The sequence below is a fragment of the Ruegeria sp. 6PALISEP08 genome (assembly GCF_001238295.1).
Classification (GTDB): domain Bacteria; phylum Pseudomonadota; class Alphaproteobacteria; order Rhodobacterales; family Rhodobacteraceae; genus Ruegeria.
The window spans coordinates 118,477-136,633 of sequence record NZ_LGXZ01000001.1 but is presented as its reverse complement, the minus strand read 5'-3'; the positions used below and the strand labels follow the sequence as shown (position 1 = coordinate 136,633).

Here is an 18,157-nt window from a genome sequence, read left to right as displayed (position 1 = left end):
AGAGGATTACTCCTCTTCCAATGCCTCGACAGCTTTTTGCAGATCATCTTTGCTGACGTCTTTATCAGCGACCTGAGCCAGTTCGAAGACGTAGTCCACAACCTTGTCTTCAAAGATCGGCGCACGCAGCTGCTGCTGCATCTGAGCGTTCTGCTGAACGAACTCAAAGAACTGACGCTCTTGACCGGGGTACTGACGCGCCTGGTTCATGATCGCCTGAGTCATTTCCGCGTCGGTCACTTCAACCTCGGCCTTCTGGCCCAGCTCGGCCAGCAACAGACCCAGACGTACACGACGCTCGGCCAGTTTGGTGTGCTCTTCAGTGGGCTCAACCTCACCGTGGTCGTGGCCTTCCACGTCCGGGTTTTCCTCGTGGAACAGCTGATGCGCGATCTGCTTGGCTTCGGCTTCCACCAGCGAAGGCGGCAGGTCGAACGATACTTTCTCGTCAAGTGCATCCAGCAGGGCGCGTTTCATGACAGCGCGCGAGGCACCAGCGTATTCCGCCTCCAGACGCTCGGAAATCTGGGCTTTCAGGGCGTCCAGATCTTCGGCACCAAATTTCATGGCCAGATCGTCGTTGACCTCAGCCGCAACCGGCTCTTTCACCTCTTTGATGGTGCAGGTGAAAACAGCGTCTTTACCGGCCAGATGCTCTGCGCCGTATTCTTCCGGGAAGGTGACGTTGACGTCTTTGACTTCTTCGGCTTTCACATCAACCAGCTGCTCTTCGAAACCGGGGATGAAGCTGTTGGAGCCTAGAACCAGCGGGTACTCTTCGGCCGAACCACCTTCGAACTCTTCTCCGTCAACCTTGCCGACAAAGTCGAACACGATCTGATCGCCGTCTTTGGCTTTCGAGCCTTTGCGGCGCGCCTTGAAGTCCTGTGCAGTTTCGGCCAGATTGTTCAGCGCTTCTTCCACGGCTGCGTCATCGGCTTTGACAACCAGCTTCTCCAGCTCGACCGATTTCAGGTCGACTTCGGGGATCGCGGGAAGTGCTTCGTAGGACATCGCGACTTCTACGTCGTCGCCTTCTTTCCAGTCCTCGTTGGTCATCTTGACATCGGGCTGCAGCGCAGGGCGGTCGCCGCTGTCTTTAAAGTGCTTGTTCATGGCACCGTCGATGGTCTCCTGCATCGCTTCGCCCAGCAGGCGCTGGCCAAACTGCTTTTTCAGCAACGCCATCGGCACCTTGCCCTTGCGGAAACCTTTCATTTCGATTTCCGGCTGCGCTTCGTTCAGCTTTTCATTGACCTTTGCGTCCAGCTCGGCTGCGGTCACAACGATGTTGTAGCCGCGTTTCAGACCTTCGTTCAGCGTCTCGGTAACCTGCATTATGGTAGTCCCCATAGGATTCGGGGCGCGCAAAAAGGGCGCGCCAGGCAAATTTGACGCCTTCTATTTGGACAGCAGCTTACGTGCAAGGGGCAAAGGCGGAATCCAACAGTATTTGATCGCTTAAACCGCAAAAAAACGCTCCGGAAACCGGAGCGTTCATGTTTGATTTTTTCAGTGCGATCAGAACTTCCAACGCGCGCCCAATACCCAGGCTTCGTTGTTGTCAAAGGATGAACCGTCATCAAAGTCGTGGTTACGATATTTCAGATAGACGTCTGTGTTGATCGCTTCGACCTTCTGAACCACGGCGATACCCCATGCTTTGGTGTCCGAACCGTTGCTTTCGAAGTCCGAGCCGCCATAGTAATCGATGCCGACACCCGTCTTGCCCCAAGACACCCAGTTACCCTCGTACGAGATCTTGCCGTACCAGTAGTTCGGATCCGTAGCACCGGCCTGGTCATCGTCACGTGTGCCACCAGCGATCGTAAAACCCAGACCGCTGGGCAGCAGGACCGACGCTGAGCCGATCGTGTCTTTGCGATCGCCCGAGTTGTCATCCCGATCTCTTACCGCATAAGCAATGGATGCTGCGAATTCCACACCGCCGGCAAAGGTGTTTTCATAGAACAAACCGACGTCGTAGTAGTCGTCGTCATCACTGCTGGACAGGATGTTCTGACCATAAGCAAAACCGGCCGAGAACCCATTGAACGACGCCGTGTCATACCGCACGCGTCCGCGGCGCGCGCCGTCAAAGTTGCTGGAACTGTCGCCAACCGTAATACCACTCAGCAAACCTGTCGTGTCGCGATAGAAGAAGCCCGAGTTTTCGTCATTGGTAAACGAATACAGCGCAGTTCCAACATAGCTGAGGTCAGTTTCTGCGGCACCATCAGACACCATGCTGCCCTGACCCGCCGAGAATTTACCGTAATTTCCCTTCAAGGCGAAATCCACGTGACGAATATCTTCACGAGTCCAGCCACTAAAATTTGTACCGTTCTGGTTCCACTCGGTCGAGTTCGGCAATCCGAGCGCAGATTCAAATCGGAACGTGAATTCGTTTTGTCCGTAAGGCTGCATAAGACGCAGGCCGACGCGGCTGTTCGATAGATCGTTGTCGAGAACACGGGTCTCAGTATCCTGCCCGTCATCAACTGAAATCAAGGCCGGGTTGAACTGTCCATACAACAGCACATAGCCGCCAGAGTTGTTCTCATACTTCAACTCGGCAACAGCCGGAATTGCAGTTGTCGCAGTCAAAATGGCTGCAACTGACATGTATTTGATACAAGGGGTCATTTCACTCACCATGAAAGGTTCGGGTTTCAGGTACTACCCAAATGTTACTGAGCGCGAGCATTCCAGTGGCCCGCATTCTATCCCGCGCAAGCATTGCAATTTCGCAACAAAAGCCACGATCACTATTACAATTTAACAATATATTCCATATATTTACATGAAACATAGCACATCTGCTGTAAGGGCACGCAAATGAATTGTGACCCCCAGTTATGCGTCTGGCAAACATCCGGTCTGCATTGACGTTGATCTTGACGGCGAAATATCGCCGACTCGGTGAGTTTTGAGCCAACTCCCGCCAATATACTCAAATATTCATCTTTCTAAACACATCTGGCAACTGCTCTGGCAAGTCCTCGGCGATCATCCCGGGGCCGAATTGGCGTGCGCATTCCACATGCAACCACGCCGCAGCTTCAGCAGCGTGCAAAGGTGCAAATCCGCGCGCCAGCAAACCGGTGATGTATCCCGCCAGCACATCACCGGATCCGGCAGTCGCCAACCAAGGGGCTGCTCTTTCGTATGAGGCTGAGTTGACCGAGCATCGCCCATCAGGTGACGCAATCACCGTATCCGGCCCTTTGAACACAACCACACACCCTGCCCGCCTTGCAGCCGCGCGCGCAGCGTCGGCCTTGGAATAGGCAGGGCCATTGGTAGGCACCGCATTCAGCTTCTCGGCAATGTCCGGGAAGAGCCGTGCGAATTCGCCGCCATGAGGGGTCAGCACGCAGTTTTCGTGGATTTGCGCGAACAATGCGCCGGGGTCGTCTGCAAAGGCAGACAAAGCATCCGCATCCAACACCGTCGCCCGCTGCGCCGCCAAGGCCACCGGCACCAGCACCTGTGCCCGCTCCAACCCAAGCGCAGGCCCCAGGCAAAGGGCATTCAGGCGAGTGTCAGTCAAAACGTCGGCCAAACCATCTTTTCCCTCGACACGCTGCAACATGAGAGCAGTGATCTGACTGGCCACTTCCATTTGTGCGGACGGAGGCACACCCAGCGTCACCAAACCCGCGCCAATCCGCAAAGCGCCCCGGGACGCCAATCGCGCTGCACCGGTCTTGCCAGAGCCGCCGGACAGAATCAGAGCGTGGCCATGCGCATACTTGTGCCCGCCTGAAGCTTTCGAAAGCTTCACCCTATCGGCATCGGTCGCATGAACGACCTGATCGTTTTCTGCTGGATCGAGCCCAATTGACTTGATTTTCAATGTCCCACAGGTCGCCGGACCATCACTCAAGACATGTCCTAACTTTCTACTGTGAAACGTCACCGTCATGTCCGCAGCAATTGCGTGGCCAAGAACACGCCCGCTGTCGGCGCACAAGCCGCTTGGAGTGTCAATTGCTACGACCTTTGCGCCTTGATCTCGCAGCAGGGTTCTGGCCGGTGCGTTGGCCAACATGGAAAACGCACCTGCAAATGGCCGGGTGAGACCAGTGCCGAAAACCCCATCGACAATCAGATCCATTTCATTCGGAAACCGAAGAAAATCATCCTCTAACGGGGCGGGGTCGACGGCGAATACGCGAACTTCGTTTTCTTCTCCCCACCTCTCATAGTTTACCCGTGCATCCGGCGGCAGTTTCTCCGGATCACCGTACAAAAAGACCTCAACCGCCCAGCCCAGTTCCCGCAACAGCCGCGCCACGACAAATCCGTCCCCACCATTATTCCCCGGTCCGCACAGCACCACCGCGCGCAACGGATCCCCTTCATCTGGCCCCAAGTATCCCGGGGAGCGCGAGGGGCTGGCCCCTCGCCTGTCCAACGCTGGCCACTCCTCGAAGATTGCATCAACAACGCCCTGCCCGGCCTGCTCCATTAACTCGAGACCTGTCACTTCACCGGACTCGATGGCTGTCTTTTCGATGACCTGCATCTGCGCCGCTGTCAGCAATTCCGTCATCCCAAACCCTCGCGCGATTCAATTCTGATTAGTTTTTAGGCAACGCGCCCATAAATTAGCACAGCGCCCGTTTTCAACGCATACCACACTGCCCAAAATCGCAATCACATTGCCGCCCGATCTTAGACGTGATCACTGCCCCTGAGACAACCATTCAAGGTGAGCCGGGATGAAAAAGATCGAAGCGATCATCAAGCCGTTCAAACTGGACGAAGTGAAAGAGGCATTGCAGGACGTGGGCGTCCAGGGCCTCAGCGTGATCGAGGTCAAAGGTTTCGGTCGTCAGAAAGGCCATACCGAGCTGTATCGCGGTGCAGAATATGTCGTCGACTTTCTGCCCAAGGTGAAGGTCGAGGTCGTGCTGGACGATGATCAGGTCGATGCCGCCATCGAAGCCATCGTGTCGGCCGCCAAGACCGACAAAATAGGCGACGGCAAGATCTTTGTCTCGCCCGTTGAACAAGCCATCCGTATCCGCACCGGCGAGACCGGTTCGGACGCACTGTAACACACCAATCTTCAAGTCAGAGGAATCAAGAGAATGAGCAAGGACGCAGTTCTTCAGCTGATCAAGGAAGAGGGCGCCGAATATGTCGACGTCCGTTTCACCGACCCCCGTGGCAAGCTGCAACACGTGACCCTGATGGCCGATCAGGTCGACGAAGACTTTCTGGAAGAAGGCTTTATGTTCGACGGTTCGTCCATCGCGGGCTGGAAGTCGATCGAAGCGTCGGACATGAAGCTGATGGTCGACACCGACAGCGCCTATGTCGATCCGTTCTATGCAGAAAAAACCATCTGTGTGCACTGCTCGGTTGTTGAGCCAGATACTGGCGAAGCCTATGAGCGCGACCCGCGCGGCACCGCCCAGAAAGCTGAAGCCTACCTGAAAGCATCCGGCATCGGTGACGTGGCTTATATGGGCCCTGAAGCTGAATTCTTCCTGTTTGACGATGTTCGTTTCTCGAACAGCATCAACAAGGTATCCTACGAAGTTGATGCAACCGACGCGTCGTGGAACACCGATACCGAATACGAAATGGGCAACATGGGCCATCGTCCGGGTGTCAAGGGCGGCTACTTCCCGGTGAACCCGATCGACGAATCCCAGGACCTGCGTTCGGAAATGCTTTCGACCATGAAGCGTCTGGGCATGAAGGTCGACAAGCACCACCACGAGGTTGCTTCGTGCCAGCACGAGCTGGGTCTGATCTTTGACAGCCTGACCAAACAGGCCGACGAGCTGCAGAAGTACAAATACATCATCCACAACGTTGCACATGCCTACGGCAAATCGGCGACCTTCATGCCGAAGCCCATCGCCGGCGACAACGGCACCGGCATGCACGTGAACATGTCGATCTGGAAAGATGGCAAACCTCTGTTCGCGGGTGACAAATACGCTGACCTTTCGGACGAAGCACTGTACTTCATCGGCGGCATCCTGAAGCACGCCAAGACCCTGAACGCCTTCACCAACCCGGCGACCAACAGCTACAAGCGTCTGATCCCCGGTTTCGAAGCCCCCGTTCTGCGTGCTTACTCGGCACGTAACCGTTCCGGTTGTGTCCGTATTCCGTGGACCGAAAGCCCGAAAGCCAAGCGCGTCGAGGCCCGTTTCCCCGATCCGGCCGCAAACCCCTATCTGGCGTTTGCCGCGCTGCTGATGGCCGGTCTGGACGGCATCAAGAACAAGATCGATCCGGGCGAAGCGATGGACAAGAACCTGTACGATCTGCCTGCCGAAGAACTGGCAGACATTCCAACCGTCTGCGGCTCGCTGCGCGAGGCTCTGGAAGCTCTGGCGTCGGATCACGACTTCCTGCTGCAGGGCGACGTGTTCACCAAAGACCAGATCGACGGCTACATCGCACTGAAAATGGAAGAGGTCGAAACCTACGAGCACACGCCGCACCCGGTTGAGTACGGCATGTATTACAGCTGCTAAGCTGCATACAGAAACGACTTGCAAGGGCGCCCAATAGGGCGCCCTTGTCATTACTTTGCACTAGGTTTGACGCGCCACCATTGATCCAACAGACTTGTGCGGAAACTTCCGGTCGGAGACAACCGCATGCCTCATAGTCCTTCACCTTTTTCAGAATACTCAAACATCGTGACATCCGAACAGGAACTGAGACAGATTTCCGGTCACCCGCTGCCTCAGATCATTGCCAAGGAAATGCCCTCACTCGATCAGATGTGTCGCGACTTCATCGCGACCTCACCGTTCTGCCTGATCGCCTCGGCCAACCCGGACGGGTACCTGGATATTTCACCCCGCGGCGACCCGCCCGGTTTTGTTCAGGTGCTGTCCGATACCCTGATCGCAATCCCGGATCGGCCGGGCAACAAACGTGTGGACACGTTCCACAACGTTCTGAAGGACCCGCGCGTCAGCGTAATTTTCTTTGTTCCCGGCAAGTTGGAAACGCTCCGCATCCGGGGCGCAGCCCGCATCTGTGCCGACCCCCAATTGTTGGAAAGCATGGCCATAGACGGGCACGCGCCTAAACTGGCGCTGCTGATCCATGTCGAGACCGTTTTTGCACATTGTCCGAAATGCGTGATCCGCTCGCACTTGTGGCAACCAGAAGACTGGCCGGATTCGGCCAATCTGCCAAACATGAACGCAATGATGGTGAAGCACGCGCGCATCAAGGCTACTCCCGAAGAATGGTTCGAAACGCTCAAGGAAAAGGGTGAGTTGGACCTTTACTAACCGCTTTGCCGGAACCGACGCTCACGCTAGGCTTAGACCAGATTTCAACTCGATCGGATTACGCCCATGTTTCGCCTTGCCGCCATACTTGTTCTTTCCCTGACTTCCCCTGTTCTGGCTGCACCCTGCGGGAACACCAGTGCAGGTTTTGAAGCGTGGAAGGCAGATTTTGCCGAACAGGCACGCAAGGCCGGGGTCAAAAAGAAAGGATTGCAAGCACTGTCCCAGACACAGTACGCGACGCGCACCATTTCGGCGGACCGCAATCAGAAAAGCTTTAAATACTCGCTGGACAAATTCATGCGGGTCCGAGGGGCTGATACGATCGTCGCACAAGGGCGCAAACGCAAAGCCGCCAACCCAAACTATTATGCAGCCTTTGAACGGCAATACGGTGTGCCTGCAGGCGTTCTGATCGCCATTCATGGCATGGAAACCGGCTTTGGTAATTTCATGGGTGATAGTCAAGTTGTTTCCGCAATCACAACACTGGCCTATGATTGTCGCCGGTCCGAGTTCTTCGTTCCTCACGCAATTGGGGCACTGAAACTGGTGGACATGGGTAGCATCACAATGGCGACAAAAGGGGCAAAACATGGCGAGTTGGGCCATACGCAGTTCCTACCGGGCAATGCCCTGACCTATGGGGTCGACGCCACTGGCGATCGGCGTGTCGACTTTTACGATATGACGGACGCACTGGCCTCAACCGCGAATTTTCTTCGCAAGAAGGGCTGGAAACCGGGGCGCGGCTATCAGCCAGGAGAACCAAATTTTCGCATCTTGCAGCAGTGGAACGCGGCCTCTGTATATCAACAATCCATTGCCATCATGGCCGCCCGAATCGATCAATAGCCCCGCCTCGCGGAAAACACGGGTCACACCAGCTTTCGCCACATTTACGCCACAGTGACAAAGAAAAGCCTTTAATTTCTTGGTTTCCAATGCGTAACCAATCACGGGAAAAAATCATTTTTTTGCATTTTCCGCCAAATTCTGCCCCAGAACAGTTGTTAGAGTACCCCTGGAACACTTCTTGAATAAGGACAGAGCAGTGGCTCGGAAGCACAGCTACCATGGCGGCCTGCAATTTGATGGCGACGCAAGCGGCACGATTGAGCGGTTTGGCACAATTGTTGCAGCGACGCTTGAGGACTACGGTCATCTGGTCGAGCGCAAGGCCCTGCTGAGCATGTCCGAGGCCAGTATTGTCTCGAGCCAATATCTGGTTCGGTTGACACTGGATGCAGGCAAACCCGAGCAGGAAGACCGATACGAGCGCATGGATCGTGCCGCGGGGCTAAAAACCATAACAAAGCCCCGCGTGTCACATCCTCAGAACCGCCTTGTGTTGTCGATTACGCCAGTATCACCGTTACTGGATGACGCAGAAATTTCCGAACTGATGCTGGTCGTCATTCTGTATCGCATGGTCGATATTTGCTCGACCCGGCGCGTGGAATGGCTTTCGCCAAAAACGGTGCTGACGGTCGAGCAGTTCATGAGCGCCTTTGACACCCTGACCCCAAGCCGCGCAACACGGGATAGAAAGCAGATCTTTCAAGCGCTGAATGGTCAGTTTTCCAGCATGTCCATACCCGAACCGGATGAAAGCATCAGTGCCCTTCACACTCCGTCGGCGCGACCAATCCAATTGACCGATGAGCAACTGCTCAGCATCGCGTTCCGCAGCGAAGACGCGGCCCAATCCGATCAGGCAGAGCCGCAAATGGAAAACGCGCAGGACGATGAACGGCCAAGCGATGCCCTCCGCCTCAGCAGTTGGTGCATGACAGGCGTTCTGGCCACTGTCTCCACTCCGATCGCCGCGTCGATGGCAGCGGTTAACCTGGTCCGTGGTGAAGACTTTCGCCTCAATACCCAGGTGCTTGTCTTGACCTTCGCCATTGTTGCCCTGAACGCCAGCGATGCCTTTGCCGGAGTTGCAAACGCACTGGGCATGTAACCAAATTACCCAAGACCCTCCTTGGAGGCCCCGCCGTCAGGCGGGGTTTTCCATTTCTGCAACCATGTTTGCGGCTAAAACATAGGTGTGGATCGAAAACACGACCGCGTCCGTTTTCGGAAGGCGCAACAGCGTCTGTCGCTCACTGCGCAAAAATGAGTCTTGCAGCCGATCCTTTATCTCACGCGGCGCATGGATACTACGGGGTTGGAAAAGCTCGGGGTCCTCGTACCAGAGTGCGTTGAAACGCCACAACGGACGGACGGGTTGAATACCGTCAAACAACCGCTGCACCCGCTTTGCGATATTTTCATCATAGTTCTCGACAGGCACATGAATGCCAATCAGAGGCCGCATGAATTTTTCTGACAAACGCCAGCTGGCTGGAAAGCATAGGATCGCACCGGTCAGAACATGCTCTTCCCCATGTTTTTGAAGAATACAGAAATCTTCCTGCACCAGTTTGCACAACGTATCCAGCGGTCGATCTTCATCGACGGGAACCGTCACGCCATCGGTTCGGACCGCAGTTGTCCCGGCCGAGGGGTAGACCTGTGCCAACACCAGATCCAGCAGCTCGCGGGCCGCGGGCTCGGCCTGTGGATCAAGCATCAGAACCTCGTCGCGACGTTCAGACAGCAACTCTTCGCGGCGTTGCATCTGTCCCACAAACGCTTCGTCCTGATGCAGCCACTGGTCCAGAGTCGTCGGCTGTATTCCCGGTAAGGCACGCAAGTTGGCAAAATCATAAGGGATGGTTTCTTGCAAAATCTGTGGCATGGAAAAGACTTAACATGCCTTTCTCAACGTTTCGGTCAAAAAACGACAACCACGCCGTCGCATTTTTTTCAGACGGAAAAGAGCGGCTCTCTAACTTTGCTTGAACACACAATGAGGTCAGTCATGAACCAGCACTACCGAGATTCGCGCAAGATTGACCCCAGCCGAGGTGCTACGTTGGGGGATGGCACCCCAAATGACAATGACCGGATTGAAATCGGACCGACGCAGCTGGCATTTGACGAATGGGCCGCTGCAGGGCTTGAGTTGCCCAATCTCGCACGGATGCGCGAACATCGCTGGAAGCGGCTGACGCAGGCTATTGTGGACCGCGGGTATGGCGGCTTGCTGATATTTGATCCGTTGAACATTCGCTATGCCACCGACAGCACGAACATGCAGCTGTGGAACACACATAACCCGTTCCGCGCGGTTCTGCTGTGCGCTGATGGTTATATGGTGATTTGGGACTACAAGAATTCACCCTTCCTCAGCACCTTCAACCCTTTGGTGCGGGAACAGCGTTCGGGCGCTGATCTGTTTTACTTCGACCGGGGCGACAAGGTCGATGTGGCCGCGGATGTGTTCTCGAATGAAGTGCGGGTGCTGATCGAAGAGCACAGCGGTGGCAACACGCGCTTGGCCGTCGACAAGATCATGCTGCACGGGTTGCGTGCGCTTGAAGCGCAGGGGTTCGAGATCATGGAAGGCGAAGAGCTGACCGAAAAGACCCGCGCCATCAAGGGACCGGACGAACTCCTCGCCATGCGTTGCGCCAGCCACGCGTGTGAGACAGCCGTTGCTGAAATGGAAAAGTTCGCGCGTGCCAATGTGGGGGATGGAAAAACCTCAGAAGACGACATCTGGGCCGTACTGCATGCGGAGAATATCAAGCGCGGTGGAGAGTGGATCGAAACGCGCCTTCTGGCTTCGGGCCAACGCACCAACCCGTGGTTTCAGGAATGCGGCCCTCGGATCACCCAGAAAAATGAGATCATCTCTTTCGACACCGACTTGATTGGTTCCTACGGGATCTGCATCGACATTTCCCGCAGCTGGTGGATTGGCGATCAGAAGCCGCGTGAGGACATGATCTATGCCATGCAGCACGCGCATGAACACATCATGACCAACATGGAGATGCTCAAACCCGGCGTGATGATCCCGGAACTGACAGCGAATGCCCATAGGCTGGACGAGAAGTTTCAAGCGCAGAAATACGGCTGCCTGATGCACGGCGTCGGCCTGTGCGATGAATGGCCGCTTGTGGCTTATCCCGATAAGGCTGTCGAAGGATCATATGATTACCCGCTGGAACCCGGAATGGTTCTGTGTGTTGAAGCTTGCGTTGGTGAGGTCGGCGGCGACTTCAGCATCAAGCTGGAAGATCAGGTTCTCATTACCGAAAACGGGTACGAGAACCTGACAAAATACCCCTTCGATGCTCGGTTGATGGGACTAGAGTGAGGCCAAAGCCTCACTCTGACCAATAGGAACGGCGGACATTGCCGTGCCAGTCTTCGATGGCTGGACGTACCTGTTCCTTCGGCCCGCTCAAGTTCGCGGGCCAAGACTGGCCGATGACAAAACCGCTAAGGCCAGCCAGTAGCAACGCGATGACCAACAGCGGGCGCATCTCGCGGGTGCGGGCGGTGAACTCTGCATGTGACATGGGTATCTCCTTGGTCAACATCTTCGTTCCAAAGATGTGCGCGAGGGCGATATAAGTGAAATGAATGTTTGATCGAATTTACCTCACATTTCGTGATGCATTTAAATCAGAGCGGCAGATACGTTCCTCAAAGCCTGATGCGCAGTGTAATGATGATGCTCAGGCGAAAAAAAACGCACAATGTTCTCAATGTCCTCACCTTCACGTGACGCGACTGACATAGGGGTTGAGACCAGACCAGCATGAACACAGTATTGTCTGTGTTCCCCCAACACACTCAAGGAGCCGACATGCCCACGGAACGCATCACTTTTGCCGGACATGACGGCAGCCAACTGGCAGCGCGATTGGATCTGCCCGACGGACCGGTTCTGGCAACCGCCCTGTTTGCCCATTGCTTTACCTGTTCCAAGGACATCCCTGCAGCACGGCGCATCTCGGCCCGCTTGGCGGCAATGGGAATCGCGATGCTGCGCTTTGACTTTACCGGGCTGGGTCATTCCGAGGGCGAGTTCGCCAATACGACGTTTACGTCCAATGTCGAGGATCTGATCTCAGCCGCGCAATATCTGGCCGGGCGCAATATGGCCCCTGCCCTGTTGATCGGCCATTCGCTGGGCGGCGCGGCGGTTTTGCGCGCGCGCGCTGGTATTCCGACGGTAAAGGCCGTTGTGACATTGGGCGCACCGGCAGATCCCGGTCACGTCTCGCATCACTTTGAAGACGCGCTGCCTCAGATCGAGCAGGACGGAAGCGCTGAGGTTTCTTTGGGCGGGCGCCCGTTCCGCATCGGAAAAGCCTTTGTGGATGACATTGCCCAATCCGCCCTGACCGCCGCGATCGCCGACCTCAAAGCCGCTTTGCTGATCCTTCATGCGCCACGGGATGAAACGGTCAGCATCGACAACGCGAGCACCATCTTTCTGGCGGCCAAGCACCCAAAAAGCTTTGTCACTCTCGATGATGCCGATCACCTGATCACGCGCGCAGCGGATGCCGAATATGCGGCCGATGTGATTTCAGCATGGGTTTCACGCTATGTGAAGCTGTGCCCGCCCGCCCCGCCACCGGGCGCCCCGGAAGGCGTTGTGCGCGTCACCGAAGCGGACCCAAGCGGCTTCATGCAGGACATTCAGGCCGGGCCACATCACCACGCAGTCGCGGATGAACCAGCTTCTTACGGCGGTACGGACAAGGGCATGTCGCCCTATGGCTTTGTCTCATCCGGTCTGGGCGCTTGTACATCCATGACAATACGGATGTATGCGCGGCGAAAGAATTGGCCTCTGACGAGCGTGAGTGTGGATGTCTGTCACGACAAGGTTCACGCTCAGGACGCCGGGCTCGCAAATGAAGGTAAAGTGGATCAATTCCGCCGCAAAATCCGATTGACCGGACCACTGGACCAAGCCCAAAAGCAACGTCTGCTGGAAATTGCGGACAAGTGCCCGGTTCACCGGACACTCGAAGGGTCAGCCCATATCACGACCGAACTTCTACCGTGAAAAAGGCCGCCCGAGGGCGGCCTTCAAGCTATCAGCGGCGCGGCGATGGCCGATGTATCGGCGGGCGCGCCGCAGGTGGCCGTGCCGTCGGGGGCTTTGGCCGCGCAGGCGGTTTGGCAACCGGCGGTTTCGGGCGATCCGGGCGCGTTGGCCGATCTGGGCGATTTGGCCGGTCTGGTGGATTGATACCCACATTGACATCACGGCGGTAATAGTCGTTCCAGAGCATTGAGTCATAAAACGGGTCATACCCATACCCGACCCCTACCGAAACACCATCACACGCCGACAGAGTTAACGTCGCAGCCCCCAGCCCCAGCGCGAGGGATATTCGTTTGAACAGTCTCAGGCTCATCGCACCCTCCCTCACTGACGCGACCGGAACGACGCGAAGACGTCATTCAGGTCATCTGCATAATCTGGATTTGCACCGTCACGCAGGATCGCGACAGCTATGGCAACTCGGTTGCTTGGCAGGTCAATAACTGTGGCAGTAAAGCTCAGCCCTGTGCCGTCCCGACGCCCAGTCCCTCGAAAAACCCGGGCAGGCAATCCGCCGATACGGGTGTCGCTGGTGCTGGTGACAGTCGGATCATTGACCAGAAACTTATCGATATCCTGAAGATACCGGATACCGTCCTGAATGGTCGCAACCCCTGCCGGAGAGACAAAGCCCATCCAGACGGTGTCATCTGTCACAGGCCGCAGCCCCATGACCCGCGCGACGGCGCGCGGATCCCCCAACTCGGTGTCTTCGATCTCACGTGGGCCACCGGTGCGCAGCAACCAGAAATCGGGCACGTTAAAGCTAAACAGCGCACGACCATCCTCGGTATATGTCGCAGGGGTGTCGGCCATCGCAGAACCTGCCCCGCCCAGCCAGACTGCGGCGCAGGCGGCAAGTATCGGACCTGAAAATAAACGCATATTTCAATAACCTGATAGTTTCTGTACCCACAGATTGAACCGTGAGGGCGCGCCTTGTCCAGCATTGCGTCGAAAAGACCAGAAAAAGCCGCGTTCGTACTTCACTGACCACCAAGCGGCGCAACTGCCGATTACCAAAACCAAATTCCACACCGCCATAGAAACATGGGACGTCTATGGCGAATAGACTCCATCGGTCTGGCCACCTGCATCATCTACAAAGCGGATCGTGTCCTCATTCCGAAAGACATCATAGCAGGCCCACAGGTCCGACGGCGGCCAAGTCGAGCAATACTGATCCTCTTGCACGGCCCAGCGCCCCGCGCTTGGCCCGCCCGAGAAGTACTGGGTAATCATGCTGGCCTCGAATGTTTGCCAGACCCCTCTTCCATATTCCAGTTTCTTGCCGGTCAAAGCTGCGAGGATTTCCTCGCCCGACAGTTTCTGGAAGCCGTCTGCGGCCAAAACACCCGGCCAAAAGACCAAAATCAGGGCAAACCGTCTCATACCTGCTCTCACATCTTGTTCCCTCGCGCGCACAGGGCTAAACCCCGCGCCAACGCCTCATCCCAATCACATAAAGGTGCTGCCGCCAATGATTCCCCGTTATTCCCGCCCTGACATGGTCGCTATCTGGTCGCCCGAGACCAAGTTCCGCATCTGGTACGAGATCGAGGCACACGCCTGCGACGCCATGGCCGATCTGGGCGTGATCCCTCGTGAAAACGCCGAGGCCGTATGGAAGGCCAAGGACGTGGAATTCGACGTGGCCCGCATTGACGAGATTGAGGCCGTCACCAAGCACGACGTCATCGCCTTCCTGACCCACCTGGCCGAACATGTCGGCAGCGAAGAGGCACGTTTTGTGCACCAGGGCATGACCAGTTCGGACGTGCTGGACACCTGTTTGAACGTACAGCTGACCCGTGCCGCAGACCTGTTGATCGCCGATCTCGAAGGTCTGCTGGCCGCGCTCAAGCGTCGCGCGATTGAACACAAAGACACCGTCCGCATCGGTCGCAGCCACGGCATCCACGCCGAACCCACCACCATGGGCCTGACCTTCGCGCGCTTCTATGCCGAGATGGACCGCAACCTGTCGCGCATGCGCGACGCCCGCGCGGAAATCGCCACCGGCGCGATCAGCGGTGCTGTTGGTACTTTTGCCAATATCGACCCGCGCGTCGAGGAACATGTCTGTGACCAAATGGGGCTGGTGCCTGAACCGATCAGCACTCAGGTCATTCCGCGCGACCGCCACGCGGCCTTCTTTGCCACTCTGGGCGTGATCGCCAGCAGCATCGAAAACATCGCCATCGAAATCCGCCACATGCAGCGGACCGAGGTGCTTGAGGGGGCCGAGTTTTTCTCGATGGGCCAGAAAGGCTCCTCGGCGATGCCGCACAAGAAAAACCCGGTGCTAACCGAGAACCTGACCGGGCTGGCCCGCATGGTGCGCGCGGCCGTGATCCCGGCGATGGAAAACGTGGCACTCTGGCACGAGCGCGACATCTCGCATTCTTCGGTAGAACGCATGATCGGACCCGACGCCACAATCACACTGGATTTCGCGCTGGCGCGACTGACAGGCGTGATCGACAAAATGCTGATCTTCCCCGAAAACATGCTTGAGAACATGAACAAGTTCCCCGGACTTGTCATGAGTCAGCGCGTTCTTCTTGCGTTGACCCAAGCCGGTGTCAGCCGCGAGGACGCTTATGCCATGGTACAGCGCAATGCGCTGAAGGTCTGGGAACACCGTACCGATTTTAAGGAAGAGTTGTTGGCAGACGCCGATGTCACAGCCGCGCTCAGCCCCGAAGAGATCGAAGAGAAATTCGACCTCGGTTATCACACCAAACACGTCGACACGATCTTTGCCCGTGTGTTTGGTGAATAACACCATTTTTTGAAGTTGAATTTCGGGACCCGTTCTGCCGCAAGCAGAGCGGGTCTTGTTCTTTTGCCAGCGCGCCTAAAATAAGGTATGCTTGCGGCGCATTCCTTGGAGGGAAAACGCCATGGTCAAAACCCTTGCCAGCGCAGCAGCACTTGCGCTTTTTGCAACCGCAAGCCTTGCGTGCAATGCACACACCAAACAGACGCAATCCTGCGCACCCGGCACATCCTGGGACTCAGAAACTCAAAGCTGCGCGAAATCCGTCAATAGCTGACAATTTTCTGTCCTACTTATGAATAAATGCAATCGTTCAACTGTTAGCTTTTTTGTAGATCGCACTATGATCTTATGAGCAGCCCAGAGAACGGAGTAGGATTATGCGCCTTTTGTTAGCTTCGGCCCTTGCCTTGCAAGCCTTTGCCTTTGCCCCAGCGGTCCATGCCGCAGGCGGTGACAGCAGCAGCCCACCCAAACCGACGAACACGACCAAGAAATGTCTGTTCGGTCGTGTTTTCGACGAGGCCAGAGGCCGATGCGTCAAACCCAACAAGACCAATCTTTCCGATGATCAACTGTATGATGCCGTCCGCGAATTGGCCTATGACGGGCAGTACGGACACGCTCAGGATATCCTGCGGATCATGGACCAAAACGACGATCGTGTGCTGACCTATTGGGGCTTCACCTACCGCAAGATGGGCGAATTGGAACTGGCGAACGTTTTCTATCAGAATGCCATCAACGCCAACCCCGACAACTTTCTGGCCCGCAGCTATATGGCACAAGGGTTTGTAACCGAGGGCAGAACCGATCTGGCCATCGAACAATGGCGCGAAATCAAAACGCGTGGCGGGGAAGGAACCTGGGCCGAGGCATCGCTGCGCGAAGCGATCCGCACCGGGCTGACCTATAACTACTAAACTTCAAGGTTATTTAACCCGATTCTCTGTAATCTGCCTGTGGCTCAGTAGTTTTGGCACCACAGGCAGATGCAGGAAACAAACGCATTGATAAACGCGGCACCCGGGGGCCCCACTCCGCTTGCCAAAGGGGATGACACCACACCGCGCCTTGTCCCTCGGGCGTTGACCAACCGTCAAAAGGCAGCGGTTGTTGTGCGGTTTCTACTGAACGAAGGCGCTGACCTCCCATTGGAGGAACTCCCCGACGATCTACAAGAAAAACTGACCCATCAGCTGGGTGAGATGGGTCTGGTGGACCGCGTGACCCTCGATTCGGTGGCGCAGGAGTTCAGCGATGCTCTGGACAACATCGGCCTTGCACTTCCTCACGGCCTGGCCGGCGCGTTGGATGCGGTGAACGGAAAGATCGCGCCTAAAACAGCGGCCCGCCTCCGCAAAGTGGCCGGGGTACGACAGATCGGTGACCCGTGGCAAAGACTGCGCGACATCCCCGTCGAAGATCTTGCAGCCATGGCGCAGGCGGAAAGCACCGAAGTGGCTGCGGTGATGTTGTCAAAGATGGACACCGCACAGGCTGCTCAGATGCTGGGCCACATGCCCGGGCCGGTGGCACGGCGGATCACCTTTGCTGTCTCGAAGACCGCGAATGTCACCCCCGAAGCGGTCGAGCGGATCGGCTGGTCTCTGGCTGCGCAGCTTGATCAGCGCCCGGCGCAGGCATTCGATGATGGCCCCGGCGCAAGGGTCGGCGCAATCTTGAACCAATCTGCAGCTGCCACACGCGACGACTTGTTGAGCGCGCTGGACGAAGATGACGCCGATTTCGCCGACCTTGTGCGCCGATCGATCTTTACCTTCGCTCATGTATCAACACGTATAACGCCTCGGGACGTTCCGGTTATCCTGCGCGAAGTGGAGCAACCCGTTCTGGTCACAGCGCTGGCTGGTGCCGCAGCAGATGATGACAAGGCGTCGGTCGAGTTCCTGTTGTCCAATATCTCGTCCCGAATGGCGGATAACCTGCGCGAAGAAATGGGTGAACGCGGGCGCGTTAGGCAATCCGAAGCCGAAGACGCGATGACTCAGGTCGTTGGTGCCATTCGGATGCTGGTCGACACCGGAACAATCGCCCTGATTGAAAATGACGAAGACGAAGAAACATAGTAAATCCTCAACGCCAGAGGCTGGTAATTGGACAATACAT

At 56.4% G+C, this 18,157-nt stretch carries 18 protein-coding genes; 11 read left to right on the top strand and 7 right to left on the bottom strand.

The annotated features are described in order from the left end of the window. Window positions 1-6: 6 nt before the first annotated feature. The 3 genes from tig to ALB80_RS00685 form a co-directional block, all read right to left on the bottom strand. Window positions 7-1,338: a trigger factor gene (gene tig / locus ALB80_RS00695; protein WP_050602107.1), complete on the bottom strand. Its 1,332-nt coding sequence runs from the start codon at window positions 1,336-1,338 to the stop codon at window positions 7-9. Between the two features lie 183 nt (window positions 1,339-1,521). Continuing rightward, complete coding sequence (locus tag ALB80_RS00690) at window positions 1,522-2,646, bottom strand: porin (RefSeq protein ID WP_050602541.1); 1,125 nt, start codon at window positions 2,644-2,646, stop codon at window positions 1,522-1,524. Window positions 2,647-2,953: 307 nt separating this feature from the next. After that, window positions 2,954-4,558, bottom strand: a complete 1,605-nt coding sequence (locus ALB80_RS00685) for a bifunctional ADP-dependent NAD(P)H-hydrate dehydratase/NAD(P)H-hydrate epimerase (RefSeq protein WP_050602106.1) — start codon at window positions 4,556-4,558, stop codon at window positions 2,954-2,956. Window positions 4,559-4,727: 169 nt separating this feature from the next. Between ALB80_RS00685 and ALB80_RS00680 the strand changes: the two genes are divergently transcribed. The 5 genes from ALB80_RS00680 to ALB80_RS00660 all read left to right on the top strand — a co-directional run bounded on the left by ALB80_RS00680 (window position 4,728) and on the right by ALB80_RS00660 (window position 9,246). Further along, window positions 4,728-5,066: a P-II family nitrogen regulator gene (locus tag ALB80_RS00680; protein ID WP_050602105.1), complete on the top strand. Its 339-nt coding sequence runs from the start codon at window positions 4,728-4,730 to the stop codon at window positions 5,064-5,066. A gap of 33 nt (window positions 5,067-5,099) precedes the next feature. Further along, entirely contained in the window at window positions 5,100-6,506 is a 1,407-nt protein-coding gene (gene glnA, locus ALB80_RS00675) for a type I glutamate--ammonia ligase (RefSeq protein WP_050602104.1), read from the top strand. Window positions 6,507-6,632: 126 nt separating this feature from the next. Continuing rightward, window positions 6,633-7,280, top strand: a complete 648-nt coding sequence (locus ALB80_RS00670; RefSeq protein WP_050602103.1) for an MSMEG_1061 family FMN-dependent PPOX-type flavoprotein — start codon at window positions 6,633-6,635, stop codon at window positions 7,278-7,280. A 66-nt stretch (window positions 7,281-7,346) separates the two neighbouring features. After that, entirely contained in the window at window positions 7,347-8,135 is a 789-nt protein-coding gene (locus ALB80_RS00665; protein ID WP_050602102.1) for a lytic transglycosylase domain-containing protein, read from the top strand. A gap of 199 nt (window positions 8,136-8,334) precedes the next feature. Continuing rightward, window positions 8,335-9,246: a hypothetical protein gene (locus ALB80_RS00660; protein ID WP_253276790.1), complete on the top strand. Its 912-nt coding sequence runs from the start codon at window positions 8,335-8,337 to the stop codon at window positions 9,244-9,246. Between the two features lie 36 nt (window positions 9,247-9,282). On the opposite strand, the gene ALB80_RS00655 is transcribed toward ALB80_RS00660, so the two are convergent. Further along, window positions 9,283-10,026 (bottom strand): DUF3445 domain-containing protein, encoded by a 744-nt coding sequence (locus ALB80_RS00655; protein ID WP_050602100.1) that lies wholly within the window; start codon window positions 10,024-10,026, stop codon window positions 9,283-9,285. A 123-nt stretch (window positions 10,027-10,149) separates the two neighbouring features. On the opposite strand from ALB80_RS00655, the gene dddP reads away from it, so the two are divergent. Beyond that, the gene (gene dddP / locus ALB80_RS00650; RefSeq protein WP_050602099.1) at window positions 10,150-11,493 is read left to right on the top strand and encodes a dimethylsulfonioproprionate lyase DddP; all 1,344 of its coding nucleotides are present in this window, start codon (window positions 10,150-10,152) and stop codon (window positions 11,491-11,493) included. Between the two features lie 10 nt (window positions 11,494-11,503). Here the strand turns inward: dddP and ALB80_RS00645 are convergent, their stop codons facing one another. After that, window positions 11,504-11,698, bottom strand: coding sequence for a hypothetical protein (locus ALB80_RS00645; RefSeq protein WP_157054117.1), 195 nt, complete (start codon window positions 11,696-11,698; stop codon window positions 11,504-11,506). A 290-nt stretch (window positions 11,699-11,988) separates the two neighbouring features. On the opposite strand from ALB80_RS00645, the gene ALB80_RS00640 reads away from it, so the two are divergent. After that, window positions 11,989-13,203 (top strand): bifunctional alpha/beta hydrolase/OsmC family protein, encoded by a 1,215-nt coding sequence (locus ALB80_RS00640; protein ID WP_050602097.1) that lies wholly within the window; start codon window positions 11,989-11,991, stop codon window positions 13,201-13,203. Window positions 13,204-13,248: 45 nt separating this feature from the next. Next, window positions 13,249-13,389 (top strand): hypothetical protein, encoded by a 141-nt coding sequence (locus ALB80_RS22090; protein WP_157054116.1) that lies wholly within the window; start codon window positions 13,249-13,251, stop codon window positions 13,387-13,389. Between the two features lie 180 nt (window positions 13,390-13,569). Here the strand turns inward: ALB80_RS22090 and ALB80_RS00635 are convergent, their stop codons facing one another. Beyond that, complete coding sequence (locus ALB80_RS00635; RefSeq protein WP_050602096.1) at window positions 13,570-14,130, bottom strand: hypothetical protein; 561 nt, start codon at window positions 14,128-14,130, stop codon at window positions 13,570-13,572. A gap of 174 nt (window positions 14,131-14,304) precedes the next feature. Then, complete coding sequence (locus ALB80_RS00630) at window positions 14,305-14,637, bottom strand: hypothetical protein (protein ID WP_050602095.1); 333 nt, start codon at window positions 14,635-14,637, stop codon at window positions 14,305-14,307. An 88-nt stretch (window positions 14,638-14,725) separates the two neighbouring features. Between ALB80_RS00630 and purB the strand changes: the two genes are divergently transcribed. The 3 genes from purB to ALB80_RS00615 all read left to right on the top strand — a co-directional run bounded on the left by purB (window position 14,726) and on the right by ALB80_RS00615 (window position 18,117). Next, complete coding sequence (gene purB / locus ALB80_RS00625) at window positions 14,726-16,030, top strand: adenylosuccinate lyase (RefSeq protein ID WP_050602094.1); 1,305 nt, start codon at window positions 14,726-14,728, stop codon at window positions 16,028-16,030. Between the two features lie 377 nt (window positions 16,031-16,407). Next, complete coding sequence (locus ALB80_RS00620; protein WP_050602093.1) at window positions 16,408-16,950, top strand: tetratricopeptide repeat protein; 543 nt, start codon at window positions 16,408-16,410, stop codon at window positions 16,948-16,950. Between the two features lie 69 nt (window positions 16,951-17,019). Further along, entirely contained in the window at window positions 17,020-18,117 is a 1,098-nt protein-coding gene (locus ALB80_RS00615; RefSeq protein WP_083445150.1) for a flagellar motor switch protein FliG, read from the top strand. The last annotated feature ends 40 nt before the right edge of the window (window positions 18,118-18,157 follow it).

What these genes read in the sequence shown, in the direction of transcription:
- tig (WP_050602107.1), bottom strand. Translation starts at nt 1,338, where the DNA reads ATGCAGGTTACCGAGACGCTGAACGAAGGTCTGAAACGCGGCTACAAC.
- purB (WP_050602094.1), top strand. Translation starts at nt 14,726, where the DNA reads ATGATTCCCCGTTATTCCCGCCCTGACATGGTCGCTATCTGGTCGCCC.
- glnA (WP_050602104.1), top strand. Translation starts at nt 5,100, where the DNA reads ATGAGCAAGGACGCAGTTCTTCAGCTGATCAAGGAAGAGGGCGCCGAA.
- ALB80_RS00630 (WP_050602095.1), bottom strand. Translation starts at nt 14,637, where the DNA reads ATGAGACGGTTTGCCCTGATTTTGGTCTTTTGGCCGGGTGTTTTGGCC.
- ALB80_RS22090 (WP_157054116.1), top strand. Translation starts at nt 13,249, where the DNA reads ATGGCCGATGTATCGGCGGGCGCGCCGCAGGTGGCCGTGCCGTCGGGG.
- ALB80_RS00620 (WP_050602093.1), top strand. Translation starts at nt 16,408, where the DNA reads ATGCGCCTTTTGTTAGCTTCGGCCCTTGCCTTGCAAGCCTTTGCCTTT.
- ALB80_RS00645 (WP_157054117.1), bottom strand. Translation starts at nt 11,698, where the DNA reads ATGTCACATGCAGAGTTCACCGCCCGCACCCGCGAGATGCGCCCGCTG.
- ALB80_RS00670 (WP_050602103.1), top strand. Translation starts at nt 6,633, where the DNA reads ATGCCTCATAGTCCTTCACCTTTTTCAGAATACTCAAACATCGTGACA.
- ALB80_RS00655 (WP_050602100.1), bottom strand. Translation starts at nt 10,026, where the DNA reads ATGCCACAGATTTTGCAAGAAACCATCCCTTATGATTTTGCCAACTTG.
- ALB80_RS00665 (WP_050602102.1), top strand. Translation starts at nt 7,347, where the DNA reads ATGTTTCGCCTTGCCGCCATACTTGTTCTTTCCCTGACTTCCCCTGTT.
- ALB80_RS00685 (WP_050602106.1), bottom strand. Translation starts at nt 4,558, where the DNA reads ATGACGGAATTGCTGACAGCGGCGCAGATGCAGGTCATCGAAAAGACA.
- ALB80_RS00635 (WP_050602096.1), bottom strand. Translation starts at nt 14,130, where the DNA reads ATGCGTTTATTTTCAGGTCCGATACTTGCCGCCTGCGCCGCAGTCTGG.
- ALB80_RS00615 (WP_083445150.1), top strand. Translation starts at nt 17,020, where the DNA reads ATGCAGGAAACAAACGCATTGATAAACGCGGCACCCGGGGGCCCCACT.
- ALB80_RS00640 (WP_050602097.1), top strand. Translation starts at nt 11,989, where the DNA reads ATGCCCACGGAACGCATCACTTTTGCCGGACATGACGGCAGCCAACTG.
- ALB80_RS00680 (WP_050602105.1), top strand. Translation starts at nt 4,728, where the DNA reads ATGAAAAAGATCGAAGCGATCATCAAGCCGTTCAAACTGGACGAAGTG.
- dddP (WP_050602099.1), top strand. Translation starts at nt 10,150, where the DNA reads ATGAACCAGCACTACCGAGATTCGCGCAAGATTGACCCCAGCCGAGGT.
- ALB80_RS00690 (WP_050602541.1), bottom strand. Translation starts at nt 2,646, where the DNA reads ATGACCCCTTGTATCAAATACATGTCAGTTGCAGCCATTTTGACTGCG.